General features: G+C 47.3%; 17 protein-coding genes. 6 read left to right on the forward strand and 11 right to left on the reverse strand.

Going from position 1 to position 20474, the window contains the following annotated elements; translation table 11 throughout:
• The first annotated feature begins 125 nt into the window (after window positions 1-125).
• Window positions 126-710, forward strand: a complete 585-nt coding sequence (locus LPB67_RS05545; RefSeq protein WP_262836046.1) for a TetR/AcrR family transcriptional regulator — start codon at window positions 126-128, stop codon at window positions 708-710.
• Between the two features lie 73 nt (window positions 711-783).
• Here LPB67_RS05545 and LPB67_RS05550 read toward each other — a convergent pair whose 3' ends face one another.
• Both LPB67_RS05550 and LPB67_RS05555 read right to left on the reverse strand, forming a co-directional pair.
• Window positions 784-2580, reverse strand: coding sequence for an ABC transporter transmembrane domain-containing protein (locus LPB67_RS05550; protein ID WP_262836047.1), 1797 nt, complete (start codon window positions 2578-2580; stop codon window positions 784-786).
• Between the two features lie 376 nt (window positions 2581-2956).
• Entirely contained in the window at window positions 2957-4777 is a 1821-nt protein-coding gene (locus tag LPB67_RS05555; protein ID WP_262836048.1) for a DUF885 domain-containing protein, read from the reverse strand.
• Window positions 4778-4859: 82 nt separating this feature from the next.
• On the opposite strand from LPB67_RS05555, the gene LPB67_RS05560 reads away from it, so the two are divergent.
• From LPB67_RS05560 to LPB67_RS05570, 3 genes are all read left to right on the forward strand, one after another.
• Window positions 4860-5063: a hypothetical protein gene (locus tag LPB67_RS05560; protein ID WP_262836049.1), complete on the forward strand. Its 204-nt coding sequence runs from the start codon at window positions 4860-4862 to the stop codon at window positions 5061-5063.
• Between the two features lie 354 nt (window positions 5064-5417).
• Window positions 5418-5957, forward strand: coding sequence for a PEP-CTERM sorting domain-containing protein (locus LPB67_RS05565; protein WP_262836050.1), 540 nt, complete (start codon window positions 5418-5420; stop codon window positions 5955-5957).
• Between the two features lie 561 nt (window positions 5958-6518).
• Complete coding sequence (locus tag LPB67_RS05570) at window positions 6519-6902, forward strand: DMT family transporter (RefSeq protein WP_262836051.1); 384 nt, start codon at window positions 6519-6521, stop codon at window positions 6900-6902.
• A gap of 78 nt (window positions 6903-6980) precedes the next feature.
• Here LPB67_RS05570 and LPB67_RS05575 read toward each other — a convergent pair whose 3' ends face one another.
• The 5 genes from LPB67_RS05575 to LPB67_RS05595 form a co-directional block, all read right to left on the reverse strand.
• On the reverse strand, window positions 6981-7841 hold the full coding sequence (locus LPB67_RS05575) for an ABC transporter permease (RefSeq protein ID WP_262836052.1): 861 nt from the start codon (window positions 7839-7841) through the stop codon (window positions 6981-6983).
• Window positions 7838-8707: an ABC transporter permease gene (locus tag LPB67_RS05580; protein WP_262836053.1), complete on the reverse strand. Its 870-nt coding sequence runs from the start codon at window positions 8705-8707 to the stop codon at window positions 7838-7840. The genes LPB67_RS05575 and LPB67_RS05580 overlap by 4 nt, the downstream gene beginning before the upstream one ends.
• Window positions 8708-8721: 14 nt before the next feature.
• Complete coding sequence (locus tag LPB67_RS05585; protein ID WP_262836054.1) at window positions 8722-9840, reverse strand: ABC transporter ATP-binding protein; 1119 nt, start codon at window positions 9838-9840, stop codon at window positions 8722-8724.
• An 81-nt stretch (window positions 9841-9921) separates the two neighbouring features.
• On the reverse strand, window positions 9922-10947 hold the full coding sequence (locus LPB67_RS05590) for an extracellular solute-binding protein (RefSeq protein WP_262836055.1): 1026 nt from the start codon (window positions 10945-10947) through the stop codon (window positions 9922-9924).
• Between the two features lie 248 nt (window positions 10948-11195).
• Complete coding sequence (locus LPB67_RS05595) at window positions 11196-13400, reverse strand: TonB-dependent receptor (RefSeq protein WP_262836056.1); 2205 nt, start codon at window positions 13398-13400, stop codon at window positions 11196-11198.
• Between the two features lie 729 nt (window positions 13401-14129).
• Here LPB67_RS05595 and LPB67_RS05600 point away from each other — a divergent pair.
• Complete coding sequence (locus LPB67_RS05600) at window positions 14130-15851, forward strand: methyl-accepting chemotaxis protein (RefSeq protein ID WP_262836057.1); 1722 nt, start codon at window positions 14130-14132, stop codon at window positions 15849-15851.
• A gap of 33 nt (window positions 15852-15884) precedes the next feature.
• Here LPB67_RS05600 and LPB67_RS05605 read toward each other — a convergent pair whose 3' ends face one another.
• From LPB67_RS05605 to wrbA, 4 genes are read right to left on the reverse strand one after another with little or no spacing between them, the layout of a single operon-like run.
• A complete protein-coding gene (locus tag LPB67_RS05605) occupies window positions 15885-16340 on the reverse strand; it encodes a hypothetical protein (protein WP_262836058.1) in 456 nt (151 codons plus the stop codon).
• A gap of 19 nt (window positions 16341-16359) precedes the next feature.
• The gene (locus LPB67_RS05610; protein ID WP_262836059.1) at window positions 16360-17766 is read right to left on the reverse strand and encodes an FAD-binding oxidoreductase; all 1407 of its coding nucleotides are present in this window, start codon (window positions 17764-17766) and stop codon (window positions 16360-16362) included.
• Between the two features lie 5 nt (window positions 17767-17771).
• A complete protein-coding gene (locus LPB67_RS05615) occupies window positions 17772-18161 on the reverse strand; it encodes a DUF2069 domain-containing protein (protein WP_262836060.1) in 390 nt (129 codons plus the stop codon).
• Complete coding sequence (wrbA, locus tag LPB67_RS05620) at window positions 18158-18769, reverse strand: NAD(P)H:quinone oxidoreductase (protein WP_262836061.1); 612 nt, start codon at window positions 18767-18769, stop codon at window positions 18158-18160. Before wrbA ends, LPB67_RS05615 begins: the two co-directional genes overlap by 4 nt.
• A gap of 168 nt (window positions 18770-18937) precedes the next feature.
• Here wrbA and LPB67_RS05625 point away from each other — a divergent pair, with 168 nt between their 5' ends.
• Window positions 18938-20212, forward strand: coding sequence for a YihY family inner membrane protein (locus tag LPB67_RS05625; protein WP_262836062.1), 1275 nt, complete (start codon window positions 18938-18940; stop codon window positions 20210-20212).
• The last annotated feature ends 262 nt before the right edge of the window (window positions 20213-20474 follow it).

Here is a 20474-nt window from a genome sequence, read left to right on the forward strand (position 1 = left end):
CTGTGCCTTTGCTGCGGTGTGATGTTCAGGTAATGGAATTTATAAATGATGATCATCATAATTGAATATATTACGATCATAATCTATAATGTCAAGGGTAATAGGCAAATTAATTGAGGCTTACGATGAGAGTCAGCAGAGAACAGGCAGCAGAAAACCGCGAACGCATCCTGGATGTCGCCGCGCAATTATTCCGGGAAAAAGGTTTTGATGGCATCGGTGTCGCCGATCTAATGAAAAGTGCTGGCCTCACGCATGGCGGTTTTTACGGCCATTTTGCATCGAAAGAAGACCTGGTCGCACAAAGCTGCGCACGTACGCTGGAGCGTTCCGTGGAACATTGGAAGACGCTGGCGGAACAAGATCCGGAACATTCGCTGGAGACCATCGCCGCGTCTTATTTAACGACCAAACATCGGGATCATCCCGGACGCGGTTGCGCTATTGCGGCACTGGGCGCAGATATTGCGAGACAAAATACGTCTGTGCGCAGTACCGTGACCGAGGGCGTGCGCTTGCTGGTCGGCATTCTCAGCAAGATTTTGCCGGGTAAATCAAAGACAGCAAAGCAGGAAAAAGCCCTGGCAACTTTTGCCAGTATGGTCGGCGCTTTGGTGCTGGCGCGGGCGGTTGACGATCCGCAATTGTCGGAGGATATTTTGCAGGCGGTCGCCTCGTCTATCAGTAAACGTGCGCCGGCTGAGCCGTGATTTCCTTGGGGTGAGTTTTTTCGGTCATTCCAGAAAAGCAGGCGATCCATTTTGCCATACGGATCGCGCAAAATTATTCGAGCATTGTATTAAATTGCAGTGAGGCGAGCTTGGCGTAAATGCCGCCTTGCGCGACCAGCGATGTATGTGTGCCGGTCTCGACAATGTGGCCGTGCTCCATCACGATAATGCGGTCGGCACGCAATACGGTCGCTAACCGGTGCGCGATAATCAATGTGGTGCGGCCTTTCATCGCGACTTCCAGCGCGCCTTGTACCAGGCGTTCGGATTCGGCATCGAGCGCGCTGGTCGCTTCATCGAGCAGCAACAGCGGCGGATTTTTTAGCAAGGCGCGTGCAATCGCAATCCGTTGGCGCTGTCCGCCCGACAGGCGCACGCCGCGCTCGCCCAGGAAGGACTGATAGCCTTCCGGCAGGCGTTCAATGAACTCATGCGCCGCCGCCATTTTGGCTGCGGCAATCACCTCAGCATCGGTCGCATTGGCTTTGCCGTAGCGGATGTTTTCCAGCGCATTGGCCGAGAAAATCACGGTATCTTGCGGCACGATGCCAATTGCATTGCGTAGCGCATGCAAATCGAGTTGACGCAATTCAACACCGTCGAGTTTGATTGAGCCTTGTTGCGGATCGTAAAAGCGTAATAGCAACTGGAACAGGGTCGTCTTGCCTGCGCCCGACGAGCCGACCACCGCCACCGTTTCCCCCGGGGCGATGTCGAGCGACATGTGACCGATCGACGCCATATTAGGGCGCGAAGGGTAGTGAAACACCACATCCGACAGCGCCAATGCTGCGCCATTCGCTGTACGTGCCGGCAGCGCCAGTGTTGTCGCCGGCGATTGTATCGGCGATTCCAGCGACATCAATTCCAATAAACGTTCAGTCGCACCGGCCGCCCGTTGCGCTTCACCGAGCACTTCGGACAAGGCGCCCACGGCGCCTGCCACAATTGATGCATACAAAATGAATTGCCCCAATTCGCCGCCGCTCATGCTGCCATCCATGACCGAATGCGCACCCAGCCACAACACGAATACAATCGCGCCAAACACCAGCAGTATCGCCAGCATTGTCAACAGGGAGCGCGCACGGATACGGCGCATCGCGGTCGCGAAGGCATTTTCTACCGAACTGGAAAAACGCTGTGCCTCAATGTATTCATGCGTGAATGCCTGCACCGTCGGCATCGCATTCAAAATTTCGCCCGCTACTGCCGACGCATCGGCGATCCGGTCTTGCGAATCACGCGACAGCTTGCGTACCCTGCGGCCAAACAAGACGATAGGCAAGATCGTCGCGGCCAGCGTCACGATGATGATCGACGCCAGCTTGGGACTTGTCACAAACAACATGACCAGACCGCCGGCGAACAACAGGATATTCCGCAATGCCATAGAGATACTGGTGCCAACCACCGACTGGATCAGCGTTGTGTCCGTGGTCAGGCGCGACAAGACCTCACCCGTTTGCGTGGTTTCAAAAAACTCCGGACTCTGCGTCACCACATGCGAATACACCGCATTGCGAATATCCGCCGTCACCCGTTCACCCAGCCAGGACACCATATAAAAGCGCGCCGCCGTCGCCACACCCAGCACACAAGCCACGCCGAACAACGCCAGGAAGGTCAGGTCAACATGCTTGATACTCTTCGCCCCCGTATTGCTGAACCCCAGATCAATCATTTGCCGGAACGCATAAGGAATCGTCAAGGTCGCACTCGCCGCAATGATCAGCGCAATCCCGGCCAGAAAAAACTGACGACGATAAGGCAGTAAAAACGGGATTAAACCCTTGAGCGTGGCAAGGCTGCTTTTAGATGCAGGAACAGTGTTGGAAGGGTGGGTCATAGGTGCTCAATGGTGGAAGTGGTGGCGGTGGTGGAAAGTTGCAGTATTGTGTCAGCTTTCGCCTGTCGCCGGGCGAATGGCGAGATGATCGGAAGCGACTATATGGGGATGGGGCGAGGTGAAACAAGATGGCGGCAAACGCGGTCGATTGCCGGGCAGTCATCCTTGATAAAAATCTGATTTATTAGGAGTATATGCATAAATAGGGGTTTATCCGCAGGTTTTAATTGGGCTTTAAAAAAATACATCCCGCTAGTATGTGCATGAGTGCGCAAATATTTGCGTTGTCTTCTGTGACGCATGTTCTCCCATGAAAAAATGAGGCAGCTTATCAGCACACCTCATTTTTATCGATTCAAGCAATTTAAAGTAAAACTTACGGCTTCTTCCGCTTCGCAATCCAATCATCAATCACGCGTTCCAACACCACCAGCGGCAAGGCGCCGTGGGTCAGCACTTCATTGTGAAATTGTTTCAGGTCGAATTGATCGCCGAGTGCGAGTTTGGCTTTTTCACGCAGAGCGAGGATTTTCAGCATGCCGACTTTGTAGGCCAGCGCCTGACCGGGATCGACCATATAGCGCTCGATTTCGGCGGTGACGTCGGTGAGTGCCATCCCGGTGTTATCGGTCATGTACTGGATCGCCTGTTCGCGCGTCCAATGCTTGTAATGGATGCCGCTATCGACCACCAGGCGCACGGCGCGCATCATTTCGTCGCGCAAGCGGCCCAGATTATCCATAGGATCTTTTTCAAACCCGAGTTCCCAGGCGAGACGTTCTGCGTACAGCGCCCAACCTTCGGCGTACGCGGTGAACGGCAACACCTGACGGAAGAAGGGAACGTCCTGCAACTCTTGCGCGATCGAGATCTGGAAATGGTGACCAGGGATGCCTTCGTGATAGGCTAGGGTGCGCATGGTGAACTTGGGATTCTCTTTGGTATCGCGCATATTCGCGTAAAAGATTCCGGGGCGGGAACCGTCGAATGAACCCGCGTTGTAATACGCCCCCGGTGCGGTTTCCTGGGAATATTCCGGTACGGCTCTGACCTCGACACCGAGTTTAGGGCGCATATCAAAGGCAGCATCGAGTCCTTTGTTGACTTCATCCAGAATCATCTGAAAACCTTTGAGCATCGCTTGTTTACCGTCTGGCGTATTCGGATATAACTGCGCCGGATCTTCGGATAACTGCAACACGCGGGCACCGACGCTACCTTCGCTGAGACCTTTACTCTTTAAGATGGCGTCCATTTCTGTGCTGATGCGGGCGACTTCGGTTAGTCCCAGATCATGCACCTGCTGTGGCGTCATATCGGTGGTGGTATGCATCTTGACTGCCCAGGCGTAATACGCGTCACCGCCGGGTAAATGCCATGCGCCAAAATTGCCTTGCGCCTTGGGCTGCTGCGTTTTGAAGTAGTTAATCAGTTTTTGATAGGCGGGATAGACTTGTTGCGTGATGCTGGCATCGGTTTGCGCTAATAGAGTCTGGCGGGTTGTCGTATCGATTTTATCCGCAGGCAGCTTGTCGAGCTTTTCTTTAAAGTTGGTGTAGAGGGGATTTTGCGTGCCCGGTTTGGCGATGAAGCCCTGCATTTGCACCAAGACTTTTTCGACCAGAAATTGTGGCGGAATAATTTTTTTATCTTCGCGGATTTTCAGGCCTTCGAGTACCTGATCAAATTTGGCCGGAAATTTATTCAGGCGTGCGATGTAATTTTTGGCGTCGGCTACCGAGTTGATCTGATGTACATCGGTCATGAAATTCGGCAAGCTCGATTGCACGCCAAACATCTGGTTCACAGGGAAATTCAGGTAGCGAAATTGATCGCCTTCGTCCTGCATCCGTAAAAAATACTCCATCGTGTCATACGACAATTGTTCGTCACGATCCAGTGCATCACGCTGATAGCGATGCAAGGTAGTCAGATTGTCGTGCACCATATCCGCCATTTTTTGCTCGGCAGCAGGCGAGGCATCGCTGAGTTTATCGCTATAAAAATCCAGCCAGCCCGGCAGTATGCGCATACTCGACAGCATCTCGGGCTGATCGAGGACAAAGCGCGCCATCACGCGGCCATAAAACCAGTCGGCTTTCAGCGGCTTGAAATACCAGACGTGGACCAAGCCGATTGCGAGGATGAGCAGCAGCACGAGTAGTGCCCGTCCAGTCCATTTGAAGAACCGCGCCATAGTGTTTTCCTTGATCGAAGTGAAAAAACATTATAGTCAGAATAATTTCCATAAAACAAATATCTTGACTAGGATTTACGCCATGACCAAAACCTCTCACCACATGGGCGCGAAGATACAGAGAAAAGGCAAGAGAGGAACTGCACCATGGCGTTTGATATTAAATGAACCCGCAAGCTGGGTACGCCTGTTGGCACGAAATGCCTCTGAAAGCCGCATCCAGCCTGCGGGTGTAATGTACGTTGTTGTCAGCAGTTTGACGTTTTGCTTAACTTTTATTAATTAAGCTGGCATTTGGCACATCAACTTTCCGTCTCCTTATGTGGACAATGCTGGATCGTTCTGAATGAAGAAGTTAAATGTAAAAAACTATTAAATTTTATTGAGGCCTTATCTTCGATTGGCTTCATATAGTGTCGGGTTTTTTTACACTAGATTTTTTAAATTGTCATAAATTTAATTAAATTTGTGTAAGTATTTGAATTTAAAAGATTAAATTTATTGAAATTTAACTGGCACACTTAATGCTTTATGTTGAGTGTGGAATCTTTTCGTGTGTCGAGAAACGTCAATTAAATAAGCGGTTTCGATGGATTGAAAAGTTATTGTTAATAATAAATTTATCAACTGGGAGCATTAAATGACTATCTTCAAAAAAGTAATCTTGACAGTATGGCTGGGACTGTTTGCTATGATCGGCACTGCTAACGCGCACTTGGTTTCAGTCGGTTGGCACGACAATGGTAATGGCACTATTTCTATCTGGGGCGAACATTGGCATGGCGACCAGACTAGCGCATACAGTGCAAATGGCGGCGTCACTATCGATGGCATTATGACGTTCCAATGGACAGGTTTCCTGAACAACAGTGACCGTGATGTGATGGTGGCGAACGGTACCTTGACAGGCTACGCTATCGACCCTGGTAACGGCGGTGGTAAATATAGCGATTGGTTTTTCACAGACCCACTGGTCTTAGGGAATGGTGTGCACACAATTTTTACAGGTACTAATTGCTGCGTTGATACAATGACTGGGCCAGAGAGCTTTACCTTTACTGGTATCGTTAGCGTACCTCCTGGCACAGGTCCTGGCAATGCGGTTCCAGAACCAGCTTCCATTGCATTGTTAGGCTTAGGTGTATTGGGTTTCGCAGCAACTCGTCGTCGTTCGATGTAAGTTAAGCACGCACTACGCAACTAATAGTTGCGTGTAATTTGGTAATATTTGAAAAAAGTTCTCAACATTCAATGCTGAGAACTTTTTTATTTTTTATGGCATCAGAAACGATCGAACAAGTCTCAAACATTACTATGCCGATAGACAGATTGTCCTGTCCGTAAATGTGAGGGATGGCTGTTTTTCATCAGCCCATGATCACCTACCTCCGCAGATTCAAACACCGGTTTGGCGATCTCAACAACGTGCCAGTTTTGGTACGTACGCTTATATACCAGGTTGCCATGCAGTCCTCTTGGTTCATTACATGATGCACAGGGTAGCTCTTGCCAACCTTCGGTTAAGGTAATTCATTACATCGTCCATGGTATGACTTGCTTGATCTACCTTAGAATGGCGGGTGTGCTGTCTTCACGTATTTACCCAAGCAAGAGGCAGCAAATGTCGTTTGTTTCATAGACCATCATATCTTCTATTAAACTTTGATCTGGCTTGGCGTTTCAAAGTTTTAAAGTGGTCCAACGTTTTGTATTTCATCAGAGATTCATTCCATCCTAAAGCGTGATCGACGCTCAATTTTTATTCAAAGAAGGCTATCCAATGCATATCGGGAATAATATAAATCCTTGGATCTTATTGATGCTCACCATTGTGTGTGAAGTCATTGCGACAGTTCATTTGCGGTTGTCGAATGGATTTACTAAGTTGCTTCCTTCTTCCATTGTCGTCATTGGATATGGGTGTGCTTTTTGGGGATTGTCGATAGTAATGCGTCGATTAGAAATAGGAATTACTTATGCCGTCTGGTCAGGTGTCGGAACTGTTTTTACTACAATTGCCGGTATTTTTTTGTTTGAGGAGGGCATGAGTCCGCCAAAAATCATAGGGATATTATTGATCGTTTGTGGCGTAATGCTGCTTCAGCTTGGAAATTCAAGCCACTAAGCTGGTGTTGGGCGATAGCGGGTCGATTTGCATACATAAGCGTGCCGACTTTATTGCCAGCACGCTTTTGAAGAAAATTTATTCTTTACCCTTGGTCCGGCCTAAATACAGAACGATTGAAATGACCCCCGACATTACCATCATCATTAAACTGACGGCATTGACAACCGGCGTGGCACCTTCCTTCATGCGACCATACAGCAGCACAGTTAATGGAGCATCGCTACCGACTAACATATAAGTCGTATTGAAATTTTCAAACGAGAGTAAGAACGCCATCATCATAGCGCCGATAATTGCAGGTTGAAGGTAAGGTAAAGTAATGGTGGAAAATATGGCGATTTTACTGGCGCCTAAGTCCATTGCCGCCTCTTCCAGGCTGATATCGAGTCGCTTCAATCGGGCGCTTATAGTCAAACTTGAAATTGAGACGATATAGGAAAATTGTCCAACCGCCACCAGAAATAATCCGGGTCGTAAAAATTCCAATTCCCAACCAAAAGTATCATCGGCAAATTGCGCCAATCTGCTCATAAAAGAGAGAATTGAAATCCCTAAGATGACGCCGGGAATCACCAAGGGAATAAGCATCATTTGCGACAAAATTTTCTGGCCGCGAAATTGACATCTCTCCAGCAAGAATGCATTGCCAGTACCCACAATGACGCTAAAAAATGTTACTCCCGTAGCTACCTTGAGGCTATTCAGCAAACTATTTCTTATCTCCTCGTCATAAAATAATCCAACGCGACTTTGATAAGTTGCTCCAAAAAACCAATCCCAGGTAAATCCTTGCCAGGGCGGCATTGGGTATGGCGCATTATTAAAGGCGAAGAGTGCGACGACCAGCAACGGTAAAAAAAGAAAGATAAAAAAGACAGCCAGATAGCTAGCCCTTCCTCTTTTAAGCCAATTAGATTGAGAAATGCTGTGGATCATGCTCGCCTCATTACGTCATCAAAAGACTGACCACTCAACTTAAGCCCAATCCAGACTAATAGACTGGATAAACTCAGTAAGATAAAAGCAAGCGCGGCGCCTTGCGGCCAATTAAAGCGGGTAATGAACTGTGTATAAATTTGTTCAGTGAACCACATTGAATTTTTTCCGCCAAGCAGCACCGGTGTCAGGTAATTACCTAAGGTAAGCATGAATACCATGATACTGCCGGCAGCAATCCCCGGCGCTGCATGAGGAATCACGATTTGACGCAGTATATTGAAACGGTTTCCACCGAGATCATAGGCAGCTTCAACCAGGCTGTCGTCTAAAGTTTCCAGTGCATTGATTAAAGGTACAAGCATAAATAAAAGCGATGAATACACCAAACCGAGTAGCACCGTTCCATCGGCGTATAAAAGTTCAACAGGCTGCTCAGTGACGCCCAATTTATATAAAATCTGGGGGATTACGCCATTGCTGCGAAGTAGAATAATCCAGCCTAATGTTCTGACCATTTCACTGACCCAGAACGGTAAAACGACAATCGTCATCAAAAACAATTTTGAGCGATTTTTAGCAATTTTTGCGATATACCAGGCAACAGGAAAAGCCAGAATGAATGTGAACAACGTGGCGATGACAGACATACATGCAGTCCGTAAAAAAGTTCTCCAATATAAAGGCTCATTGAAAAATGTCGCATATTGCTTTATCCCATATTGATATTCCTGAGGAGCAATTCGCTCCTGCATTGACAGGGTCAGCATTTCAATATGCGGAAAAATGATCAGCATGAACAACCACATCAATGCGGGAACTAACAAAAGCCAGATGAGTAGGGGAGATGTTTTTTGATTGTTCATTTAAATGCAGATTGCTATACCGGAAAAGCCAGAACATGTTCAGCAGATATGCCTAGAAATACTTGTTCGCCAGGAACAAGTGACATATCTAGCCCGGTATGAGGTAAGGCTACTTTTAAAGAGAGTCCGGTTCCGGAAATATCAACGAATATTGTTGAGTTTGCACCATCAAATAAAATGTCGGCAATTTTTCCTGAGAGCTGATTGGCATAATCTTTTGCGAATGCTTTTGTTCTCGATATGTCAATATGTTCCGGACGTAAAAAAACAGAAATTGGCTGCCTGACGGTTAAGTTGTATGTTGATATCGCTCGTAAGCAAACGCCGGATCCGACATCAATCTTATATTGATCGCCAACTTTCTCCGACGTGTAGCCAGAAAGACCGTTGTTATTTCCAACAAAACTCGCGACGAATGCTGAATTAGGGCGATAGTACAAATCCTGCGGTGAGCCCAATTGCTCAAATCGCCCTTTGTTCATGACACCAATGAAGTCGGACATGACTAAGGCCTCCGACTGATCATGGGTAATATAAATAAAAGTCGTACCGATTTCAGCCTGGAGTTGCTTCAGCTCCAGTTTCATATGCTCTCGTAATTTCAGATCTAAGGCACCTAAGGGCTCATCCAGCAACAACAATGTAGGATCTAAAATCAACGATCGTGCAATCGCCACCCGCTGTTTTTGCCCGCCAGATAATTGATCTATGCGTTTGTCTGAAGCACCAGGCAGACCTACTCTGCCAAGCATATTTTTGACTTTTTGAAGAATGTCCGAACGCTTCTCGTTTCTTCTCATTAGGCCGTACGCAACGTTTTCGCCAACAGTCATCATTGGGAATAAGGCAAGGTGCTGGAAGATCATATTGACCGGACGCTTGTTTGGAGCAACATCCATCATACTTTTATTGCCGATCAAAATATCACCATGATCCGGCTCAATGAAACCGGCAATCATGCGGAGCAGCGTAGTCTTGCCACATCCGGAAGGGCCGAGAATAGAGCAAAATGCGCCCTTGGGAACTTCTAGCGAAACCTTATCTACCGCAGTGAATATTTTGCCTTGGTAAGTATATTGTTTAGTGACATTACGAATGGCTAGATCAATATCTTTGTTTGACGTATTGCTCATGTAAGCTTAATAGGGCGATTTAACTGCTAATTTAAAAATAAAAATCAGGCAAATCCAGGACCGGTTAACAAGCACTGGTACTTAGAAGCTTGCCTTTACCCGGTCAAGAATTTTTCCGTCAATTTCTTCCAGGCCAGGAGGAATGGATGGATACCATTTGATATTTTTAAAAGCCTCAGGTGAGAATGACTCATTCAGCTGTGACTTCATTTTTGGATCCATAAAATTTTCGGCGCCTTTAACTGCCGTGAAACTGCCGGCAAGTTTTGCCATTCGGGCGGCAATCTCCGGGCGTGAAACGAAATTAATCCAGGCATAGGCGGCTGCATCATTTTTACCTTTTGATGGCAGCGCATAACTGTCGACCCAGCCGAGAGCGCCTGATTTAGGCGCAACGAAACGCAAGAGGGGATTTTCTGCATTTAATTTCCAGCCACCGCTATCCCACATTTGCGCTGCAACCAGCTCGCCGCTACGGAGATCGTTGAGAAGTTGATCTTTACTTTCCCAAAAATATTTATAATTCTTTTTGCAGGACATCATTTTTTCACCTGCGGTCTGCATGATCTGCTCGTACTGTTTCGGATTGTTGTACGCCTTGAACGGATCTTGTCCCATTGAAAACGCGATTCCAATCAAGGTGGGACGCTTCAGCCTGACAGCGACTTTCCCTAAATATTCAGGTTTGCATAAATCGCTATAGTCGGTAATTTTGGCTTTGCTATTTACCACAAGTCCATCTGTTCCCCAGAAAAAGGGAACGCCAAAATATTTACCTTTGAACGTAGTGACCTTCTTTGCTGACTCGAGCATTTCTGGCAAAAAATGATCCGTATTGATTTTGCTAAAATCAATCGGTTTATAAATTCCGAACTCTGATAACGGACCGACAATCCTGTCCTGGCTCGGTTGCACCAGGTCGAACCCGGCACCACCGGTTGCGCGCAATTTTGAAATCATCTCTTCATTGTTAGAGATGGTTACTTCAACTGTGATGCCAGTTTCTTTGGTAAATTGTTCGGTAATCTCTCTTGGCGCATAGTCTGCCCATGTCAGCAGGCGTAATTTTTCCGAAGCTAGACTTAGTTGACATACTAACGAGGACATGAGGATGATTAGGCCTCCGCTTAATCTCATTTTCGATATCATTTATTTCCCCTCGATTGGCAATAATTTAACCTGCCATCATTTCACAAAGATATGACACTTTAATGACAGTGCCTGTTTCTACATCCTCAGCGAAAAGAAATAAGCGGCTGGTGGAGTAGGGCGGGAGAAAGTTATTTGATTGGGAAATTTAAAAACAAACCGGAGCAAATTTGCTCCGGTTTGTTAATCTAAGATTGATACTAACTTTATAATTTACCGCTGACCGTCACAAAAAACTGACGCGGCGATCCTGTAAGCAAAGTTTGCTCCGTGCCAGTTGGATCCGATTTTGGAAATCCATTAGAACCAAGAGTGCTGAAGTACTGTTTGTTGAGTAAATTTTCGACATTGACCTGTACAGAAAAATCTTTCAAACCGGCGAATGATTTCTGTTTATATCCAGCAGACAAATTTGCCAAAACATAGGATGGAACCTGCGCATCATTTGTATAGCTATAGAAGCGCTTATCCGTGAACTTGCCCCCGATTCTAGAGAACCAGTTCCCAGCCTCATAAGATAACTCGGTTTTCAACATCAGCTTAGGAGAATCAACAACTTGCGTGCCTTCGATGTTAACTACTTTTCCATTATCTAAATAATTCGATTTATATTTAGAATTATTGTAGGTCAGAGAATTGAACCAAGACCAATCTTTATTCAGAGACCAGAGTGCTGCTGCTTCAATACCGTTAGTCTCAACTTTTCCGACGTTGACAAATGTACTTGGACAACCAACAATCCCTGCGCAAGTAGCGACGGACAACAGGCGATCCTCAAATTTTGCATAATATGCAGCGATAGATCCAACGAAACTATCATGCTTAAAACGATAGCCAAGATCAAGGGTGGTCGATGTTTCTGGCTTGATCGATGCAGAGCTTAGTTTAAATGCAGTTTGTGATTGTGAAAATGGACCAGATACACCTGGCTGAAATGCGCGCATATTCTGGGAAAGACTAGCGAATATTTCGTCGTTTTTGTTCAAGGCATAATTCAGTCCGAATTGCGGTAATAAAGTCTTTGATGCCACGATCTGGCCTGAGGCCCGAGTGCCAATTAAGCTGGTGGCGTTGATCGTTACTTTAGGTGTTTTAAATCCAAAATTCAATTTCAAGTCATCCGACATTAAAGACACAGTATCTTGCAGATACAACTGTGTCGTTGTCGTGGTGAAGTCTTGTTTAAAGCCTGTGCTAGTCGGGTTTTTCAGGAAATAATTCGTATCTCGACCATCAATCACATCATAGAAATTTCTTGTCACCGTATGCAGACTACGTTCAGCCCAAACGCCGGCATTGATCGAGTGATTGTTCAGATCCCAGGTCAAGTCGCCGATGATGCCATCGCGGCCGATGGAATATTCAGTAGTGCGGATTGCGATAGGTATGCCATTGGTTGATGCAACATAAGGGGTGTACCAATGTCCTTGTCCCTCATTGGTGTGGTGATAATAAGTTGTTTTGAGATAAGTTGAATTGCCTAGTTTGTTCTCTAGCGTAGAACCGAATAGGTAGTCTTTACGCAGGCCGCTGGCTGAGTAATATGCATCGTCCAGACTGTTTACTTTGCCTGTATAAATGCCTTTTGCGGCATTAACAGCGCGCTGCCAATCTGGAGCGTAGTTATCCCAGTCGTATCCAAGACGATTTGTCATTTCAATCGACATGTCCTGGTAATCAGTTTCGCGACGGTCGGAATAATTAAAGAAAGCGGTAAATTTGTTTTCACCAAAAATATTGACCAATTTGGAGTTAAATTGATCTTGATCTTGTGCGCCAACACCTTTTGATTTTTCAGCGCGTTGACGAGTTACGCTCAGGTAGGCCTTGGTGCCGCCTGCGAACAATCCGGTGTCAACTCGTGCAAAAGTTCTGTAAGTGCTGTTGCTGCCTATTGTTTGCGCTGCGCTAAAACCTGTTTCATCCGTAGGGTTCGATGAAAAAAATTGCACTGTTCCACCCAGATTACTGGTCGAAGCCGTTCCCACCGCACCGGCACCCTGAGATAAAGTGACGCGACCGATGTTCTCAGATGAAATGGCCCGGCTGATGTGCAAGCCATTATTATTGCCGTAACTCATATCTCCGAGCGGCACGTTATCTAATGTAAATCCCATCTGGTTTTGGTTGAATCCGCGCACGCTGAAACGTGTCGACCATTCATATGCGCCAAAAGGATCTGCCGATTGAAAAGAGACGCCGGGTAATTTATCTAAAGTTTTGAGGGGACTGGAGCCGGGAACTGTTTGAAGTAAATCTGCCTTTGTGACGTCTTGTACCTGGCGGGTTTTACCACGTCCAAAAATCACAATCTTAGATTGATCATCCTGGGTTTCTTGCGCATATGCAGAAACGCCAAAAGCCTGTAATAAAATCAAACAAATAGGGGTGAGTCGAAATTGCGTTGCCACGAGAGGATTCCTTCAAAAAATTTTTGCAAATGTATCGCTTTTCTTATCAAGAAGAAGCGGCCATGAAATAAGAATTTGGAAATGTAACCAGACGAATATCTAAATTTCTGGCGTGAAGGGTAACGACGCAATATGACTATGAAATGACATCTTCGAACATCAAAAAAATAACAACAGACGCAATCAATGTCACACTGGAGACATAATTTTGTAGGCTTTAATATGAGGAATTACTTGGAAAATTCTCAAGTAGCGAATGCAACATGCATATGCGAGAGTAGGAAGTCATGGGGGAAAATCTGTCTTTAAACAAATTTATTTTTATTCTCATTCCATTTCCATCGATTTTGATACTGTTTGTGTGTGTTTTATGTCAGTTTTTTTCTAAAATTTTATAAGGTGTTTAAAATAATCAAGGCTCCAACTAAACTAAGTTAAGCGCATTTCCTTCTATTTGATATTGATTTAATGGTAAATGTAGGAAAAGAATTAATTGCCCAGGTTGAGAATTTAATCTGCCGAGTATGCTGTTCTGGTAAATTTTATTTCTCCAGTGATACTATTGAGTAATAAATAAATCGTGCTTCACGAAACAAATAAGAGACAAATTATTCAAACGCGCCACTGGTTTAGATGGCCGTCCAGAGTACCGTCCAGTACAACAATCGGTTTCAAGAATGCATTCTCCATCGGCATGGCAAATAAATTCTATATTTCATAAAGGGTTATATGAAACTGCTCTCAAACATCAGAATCGGCACCCGTCTGACGCTTGGCTTTGGCTTGGTACTGTTATTTGCGCTGGGTTTATTGGCTTTGGGAATATTTCGTTTAAGCCAGCAACACGGATCGCTGGACTATATATTCAATAATAAAGTTGCCAGTCTGAGCGCTGCGACTGAAATGCGGGAGCAAGGTCGCGCGCTTTCTTTGGTGCTGAGAAAAATGACAGCGCCGACCGATGTGGCAGAGGCTGAAAGAGAGACTAAAAAATTAGCTCAGATTCTCGAGAATTACAGCAAATCTGAAGATCTCGCGAAAAAACTCATAGAGGGTCAGGAAGGTAAATCGACTCTGGCAAAAGCCTTTGAACAAAAGCAAGTTGTGATGTCGCTCGTGAACAAAATTAAATCCTTTGTCGCTGAAGGGAATTATTTTGACGCGGCATCATTGTTGCAGACTGAGTTCGGAGTGCCGCATGAAAAATGGATGATCGCACTTACCGAGTTGGCACAGCAGCAGAGGGAGGCGATGAAATTAACCTACGACGAATCGCAGGTCAATTATCGCGTCTCGATGACGACGATGATTGTGGTCGGTATCATCATCCTTGCCATCGGCATTTTTGCTGCCTGGTATATTACCCGTACCATTTCCTTGCCGATTAAACGTGCTGCCAGCGTGGCCGACAATATCGCCAGCGGCGATTTGACGAATGATATTCATATCGATGTCAGCGATGAAATCGGCGATCTTTTACAGTCTTTGAAGTTGATGCAAACTAATTTGACCGATACGGTTTCGCAGATTAAGCAGGGAACTGAAACGATCACAGTGGCCTCGCAAGAGATCGCCTCAGGGAACGCGGATCTCTCAAGCAGGACGGAATCGCAGGCCAGCTCACTGGAAGAGACCGCCAGCTCGATGGAAGAACTCACCAGCACGGTCCGTCAAAATGCCGACAATGCCAGGCAAGCGAACCAACTGGTGGTCTCCGCCTCCAGTGTTGCAGTCAAAGGCGGCACCGTAGTAGGACAAGTCGTCAGCACCATGGGCTCGATCAAAGACAGCTCGCGCAAGATTGTCGACATCATCAGCGTGATCGACAGCATCGCCTTCCAAACCAACATCCTCGCCCTCAACGCCGCGGTAGAAGCGGCCAGAGCCGGCGAGCAAGGACGCGGTTTTGCCGTCGTCGCCTCCGAAGTGCGCAATCTCGCCCAGCGCAGCGCCAGTGCCGCCAAAGAAATCAAAGCCCTGATCGACGATTCTGTGGACAAGGTAGAGCAGGGCGGCAAACTGGTCGATGAAGCCGGCAAGACCATGGACGAGATCGTCACCAGCGTCCAGCACGTGGCCGACATCATGAGCGAAATCACCGCCGCCAGTCAGGAACAAAGCGCCGGGATTGAGCAAGTCAACCTGGCGATCACCCAGATGGACGAGATGACCCAGCAAAATGCGGCGCTGGTGGAACAGGCAGCGGCAGCGGCAGAGAGCATGGAAGAGCAGGCCCAGGCTTTGGCGCAAACGGTCAGGATTTTCAAAACATCGAATGTGGCGATGGCAGCGCCTGTGATTGTCGCAAAACGTGCAGAAAAAAAACCGCAACAAAAATCATCTCAAGCAAGCAAATTGAAAATTGCAGCGAAGCCAGCACCCAGTGCCAACCCGGGTCCGGGTAAATCAAGCCGTAGCGAAAAACCAGATACCGATTGGGAGGAGTTCTGAGTTGAGTAGTAATTCAATTCAAGATTTGATAACTTATCTTCCACACACAAGAGCTGCCTTTTCGGTGGCTCTTTTTACTTTTTGACGGGCTTGCGATTCGGCTTTAGGTTTTGCGTTCGCCAAATCCTCTTTTACCCACTTTATTTTCAATTGCTGTTCATCGCATTGCTGTTTTTTCTTTGTATTGCGGGCAGCAATGGCTTTCATTTCTGTTTCGTTTTTATTTTCTGTTTTGTGCCGTGATTGCGCAAGCCGATTTGCCTCAGATTTTTCCTGGGCAGCGATCTCCTTTGCCTTCTGCTCGGAGTAAGGCGGGATGCCTTGATGCGTAGCCATGATGGCCTGTTTTGCGTTTGCCACACAAGGAGTCTGGCTATAACTGATGCTGCCGTTAACGTCGCATTTATAAGCTTCTGCTTGCGATGTATTAATGAAGGTAATGATGACTAGCGAGGCAAAAAATACTCTTTGCAGCAAAGCAGGCAGCATGGCAATTTACTCTTTCTGGTTAGAGAATTTTTCCGGGATTCATCAGGTTTTGCGGATCTAGGGCCGCTTTAATATGACGCATTAATTGTATTTCTAATGGTGATTTATAGCGTAACAATTCTTCTTTTTTGAGCATGCCTATGCCGTGCTCTGCCGAAATCGAGCCACCAAACCGATGCACATTATCATGCACAATTTGATTGATTGTTGCCTGGTACAGAATGAATGAGCTATCAGGCATATCCTTTGGCGGCGACACGTTGTAGTGTAAATTGCCATCGCCAAGGTGACCAAATATCACCATCTGACATCCGATAAAAGCCTCCTGAAGCAAGGCATTCGTTGATTCTACGAAGCGCGCAATTTCTGAAATCGGAAGAGATACGTCGTGCTTGATATTCTTGCCTTCAGCCGCTTGTGCCATAGAAATATGTTCGCGTAAATGCCAGAGCGCCTTTGATTGCTGCAATGAGGTAGCGACTACTGCATCGGTCACAATATGGGATTCCATTGCGCTATTGAGCAGATTCTCTAAAAGAGTATTTGCATGCGATTCGGACTCATGATCGGATATCTCCAGCAACACATATTCCGGCGATGGTGTCAGCGTCGGTGCGGCTATCTCTGGGAAATGCTTGCGAACCAGTTCCACACAAACGGCCGACATCAATTCAAATGCAGTCAGTGTTGCCCCGGCATGCGCCTGAGCGAGTGCCAGCAAAGACAGTGCTGCATCCGGTGATGTGACGGCGGCCAATGCGGTGACTTGTGCTTTGGGTTGCGGATATAGTTTCAAGACCGCGGCCGTGATAATGCCAAGCGTCCCTTCCGCGCCAATGTATAGATCACGTAAATCGTATCCGGTATTATCTTTTCTGAGACCGCGCAAGCCATCCCAAATGTCACCGTTGGCAGTGACGACTTCCAGTCCCAGGCACAATTCGCGGGCATTGCCATATTGCAGTACGCCGGTGCCACCGGCGTTAGTGGAGAGATTGCCGCCTATCGTGCAACTCCCTTCCGATGCCAGGGATAATGGAAAGAGACGCTGTATTTGTCCGGCCGCATTTTGTGCTTCTGCCAGCAGGCAGCCTGCTTCAACTGTCAGGGTATTGTTAATGGGATCAATCTGGCGTATTCGCTTTAAGCGAGTCAGTGACATGACCACCTGTTTGCCGCTCTGGTCCGGCACGCTGCCTAACACCAGACCGGTGTTGCCGCCTTGGGGCACGATTGTGACCATGTGAGTATTGCAGAGCCTGACCAGATGGGCGACTTGTTCCGTTGTTCCCGGCCGCAGTATCGCTAAGGCTTTGCCTTTAAAGCGCTTGCGCCAATCGGTGACATAAGCCTGTCCCTCAGTCTCATTGAGTATGATATTTTCTTTACCAATGACTTGTTCGCACAGGCTCAGGAAATGGTTCATCGGCTTTACTCTACTTTGGGTTGATCTTTAGCGGCTGCTCTTGCCGCTTTTTTATACGGTTTCAAATATAAAACACAGGCAAAAAAGAATAATACGGTAAGCGCTATTTCCAATCCCGCGAGCATGCTGGATAACCATGTTTTATCACTGAATGCCCGGACTACGCCTTCTGTAAAATACAGCAGAATCAACATGGAAGACCATTGCATGGTGTAAATCTGTTTTTTTAAAATGCCACGCAATGGTATCAAGATCGGGATCACTTTCAGCACCATCCATGAGCCACCGGGTCTTAACGGCGCCAGCAGCGTCTCCCATGAAATCAATAATACAATCAATGCGATCAGACTAAAGCAGGTCAGGTAGTAATAAATAGATTGTCTGGATGGATTCACGCTTCGACCTTCAATTTCTTTGCTGTTTCTGCCAGGCGTCGACCCAGAGCAATGGCTAATTTTTTACTGTCTTCGGATACCGCAGTTTTGCCATCGATGCCAGCCCAATGACTGGCTCCATAAGGACTGCCGCCAGTGCTGGTCAGCATCAGTTCCGGATGGCTATACGGGATGCCGAGCAGCAGCATGCCATGATGGAGCAGTGGCAACATCATGGATAACAGGGTTGATTCCTGGCCGCCGTGCATGCTGCCGGTCGAAGTGAATACACAAGCCGGTTTGCCGCTTAAGGTGCCGGACAGCCATTGGGTTGCCGTGCCGTCCCAAAAATATTTCATCGCGGCAGCCATATTGCCGAAGCGGGTAGGGGAGCCGAGCGCCAGTCCGTCGCATTCGGCCAGGTCGGATAATTCGACATAGGGTGCACCGTCGCCCGGGATGTCCGGCTCGGTTGCATGCGTCACAGCAGACACCGCAGGAACGGTGCGCAAGCGGGCATCGCAACCAGGGACGCTTTCTATGCCCTGGGCGATATATTCCGCTATTTTCCGGGTGCTACCGTGGCGTGAATAATATAAAACGAGAATGCTTAGTTGTTGAGAGTTCATGCTTGCTATTATATGGGGCTTTTCAGTGGGAGCCATCTTCGGATTGGCTTTTCTCGGGTATCGAAGCCGGTATCTCCGGTGCTGCTGATGTGATTCTTGATTTTATTGTGTTGTGATTGTGTTGAGACTGTGACCTTATTGATGAGTAAAGTGGGAACAAAGAATTTTATGCGTAGATTTTCTTGGAACCAGGTTCGCAACTTATTTCAGTTTGCCAATCAACGCTTGCGTGAGGGGCGCTTACCCCAGGTAGCCGGTAGTTTAACGTTTACAACGGTATTGGCTTTGGTGCCGATCTTGACGATTGCGTTGGCGATTTTTACCGCCTTCCCTTTGTTTAATACATTCAGGGCATCGCTGGAAGCGTATTTTATTAAGAGTCTGATGCCCAAAGACATTTCCAGCACGATACTCGGTTACCTCACGCAATTCACCACTAAAGCGACGCGGTTGTCGGCTGTCGGTGGCGTCGCCCTGATGGTGACGGCGGTAACCACGATGGCGATGATCGACAAATCCTTTAACCAGATCTGGCAGGTAAAGCGTACCAGGCCTTTAACCCAAAGAGTGCTGGTGTATTGGGCGATTGTGACGCTTGGCCCCTTGTTGATTGGCGTCTCGATCACGGTCACGTCTTATCTGTTCACCGCAACCAGCGGCGTGGTAGGAACTATGCCGTTCATAGGCGGTGTTTTTTATACTTTGATATCGGTATTTTTTACCACCATTGCTTTTACCTTGTTATATCTGGCAGTGCCGAACCGGATGGTAGATTGGCACGACGCGGCGTGGGGCGGCTTATTCGCAGCGCTTGCTTTCGAGATTGCAAAGCGTATTTTTGCGGTATTCGTGATTAAATTTCCGACCTATACCGTGGTGTATGGCGCTCTGGCTGCGGTACCGATTTTCTTGGTGTGGATCTATTTGTCATGGCTGATTACCTTGATAGGCGCAGTCATTGCAGCCGCTTTGCCCGTCGTTAAATACGAGCGTTGGTGGCATAGCCCGGCGCCAGGCAGTGCGTTTATCGATGCCGTGGAAATTCTCAGGGTATTGTATGAGGCGCGCAATACCAGCGATGTTGCGGCAGTCGATGTTGCGACTATACGGGTCAAGACAAGGTTTGGACTGGATGAGATTGATGGTTTGTTGCAGCAGATGCTGGAGGCGGGCTGGGTAGCGCGGGTTGCTTCCGAGTTGCCGCAAACGACGCGATTGGCCTGGTGGAAAAAACTTAATGAAGGGGCAGAACGCTGGATCATGGTAGCGAATCCCGAGTCATTCAAACTCTCTCATGTTTACCGGCTATTTGTTTTCAAGACGATTGCTCATAGTGCGCTGGCAATGCAGGTTGAGATGGTCATTGAGGCGGGGTTGGATCAAAGCTGGCAATCCTATTTTTCTGGCAATCGTCAAGAGATGAATCAAGTGATTGCCAGATAAGTTGTGCTCTGTCGTGATGAATCAGCGCGACGTGTAATTTCTTTAGCAGGACTGACGCAAAACGGTAAACCGCTTACCAGCGTTCACATTGAATCCGCTGACTGGATGCGGTTTTCAAAGGCATTTCGTGCCAACAGGCGCACCCGGCTTGCGGCTTCGTTTTAACATCAATACGTCATTGAGCCTTTCCTTTTGCTTTCCTCTGTGTCTCCGTGTCTTTGTGGTGAGAGATTTCGGTTTTTGCGTAAGTCCATTTATTTAG

The sequence above is a fragment of the Undibacterium sp. Jales W-56 genome (assembly GCF_025548535.1).
GTDB lineage: Bacteria > Pseudomonadota > Gammaproteobacteria > Burkholderiales > Burkholderiaceae_D > Undibacterium.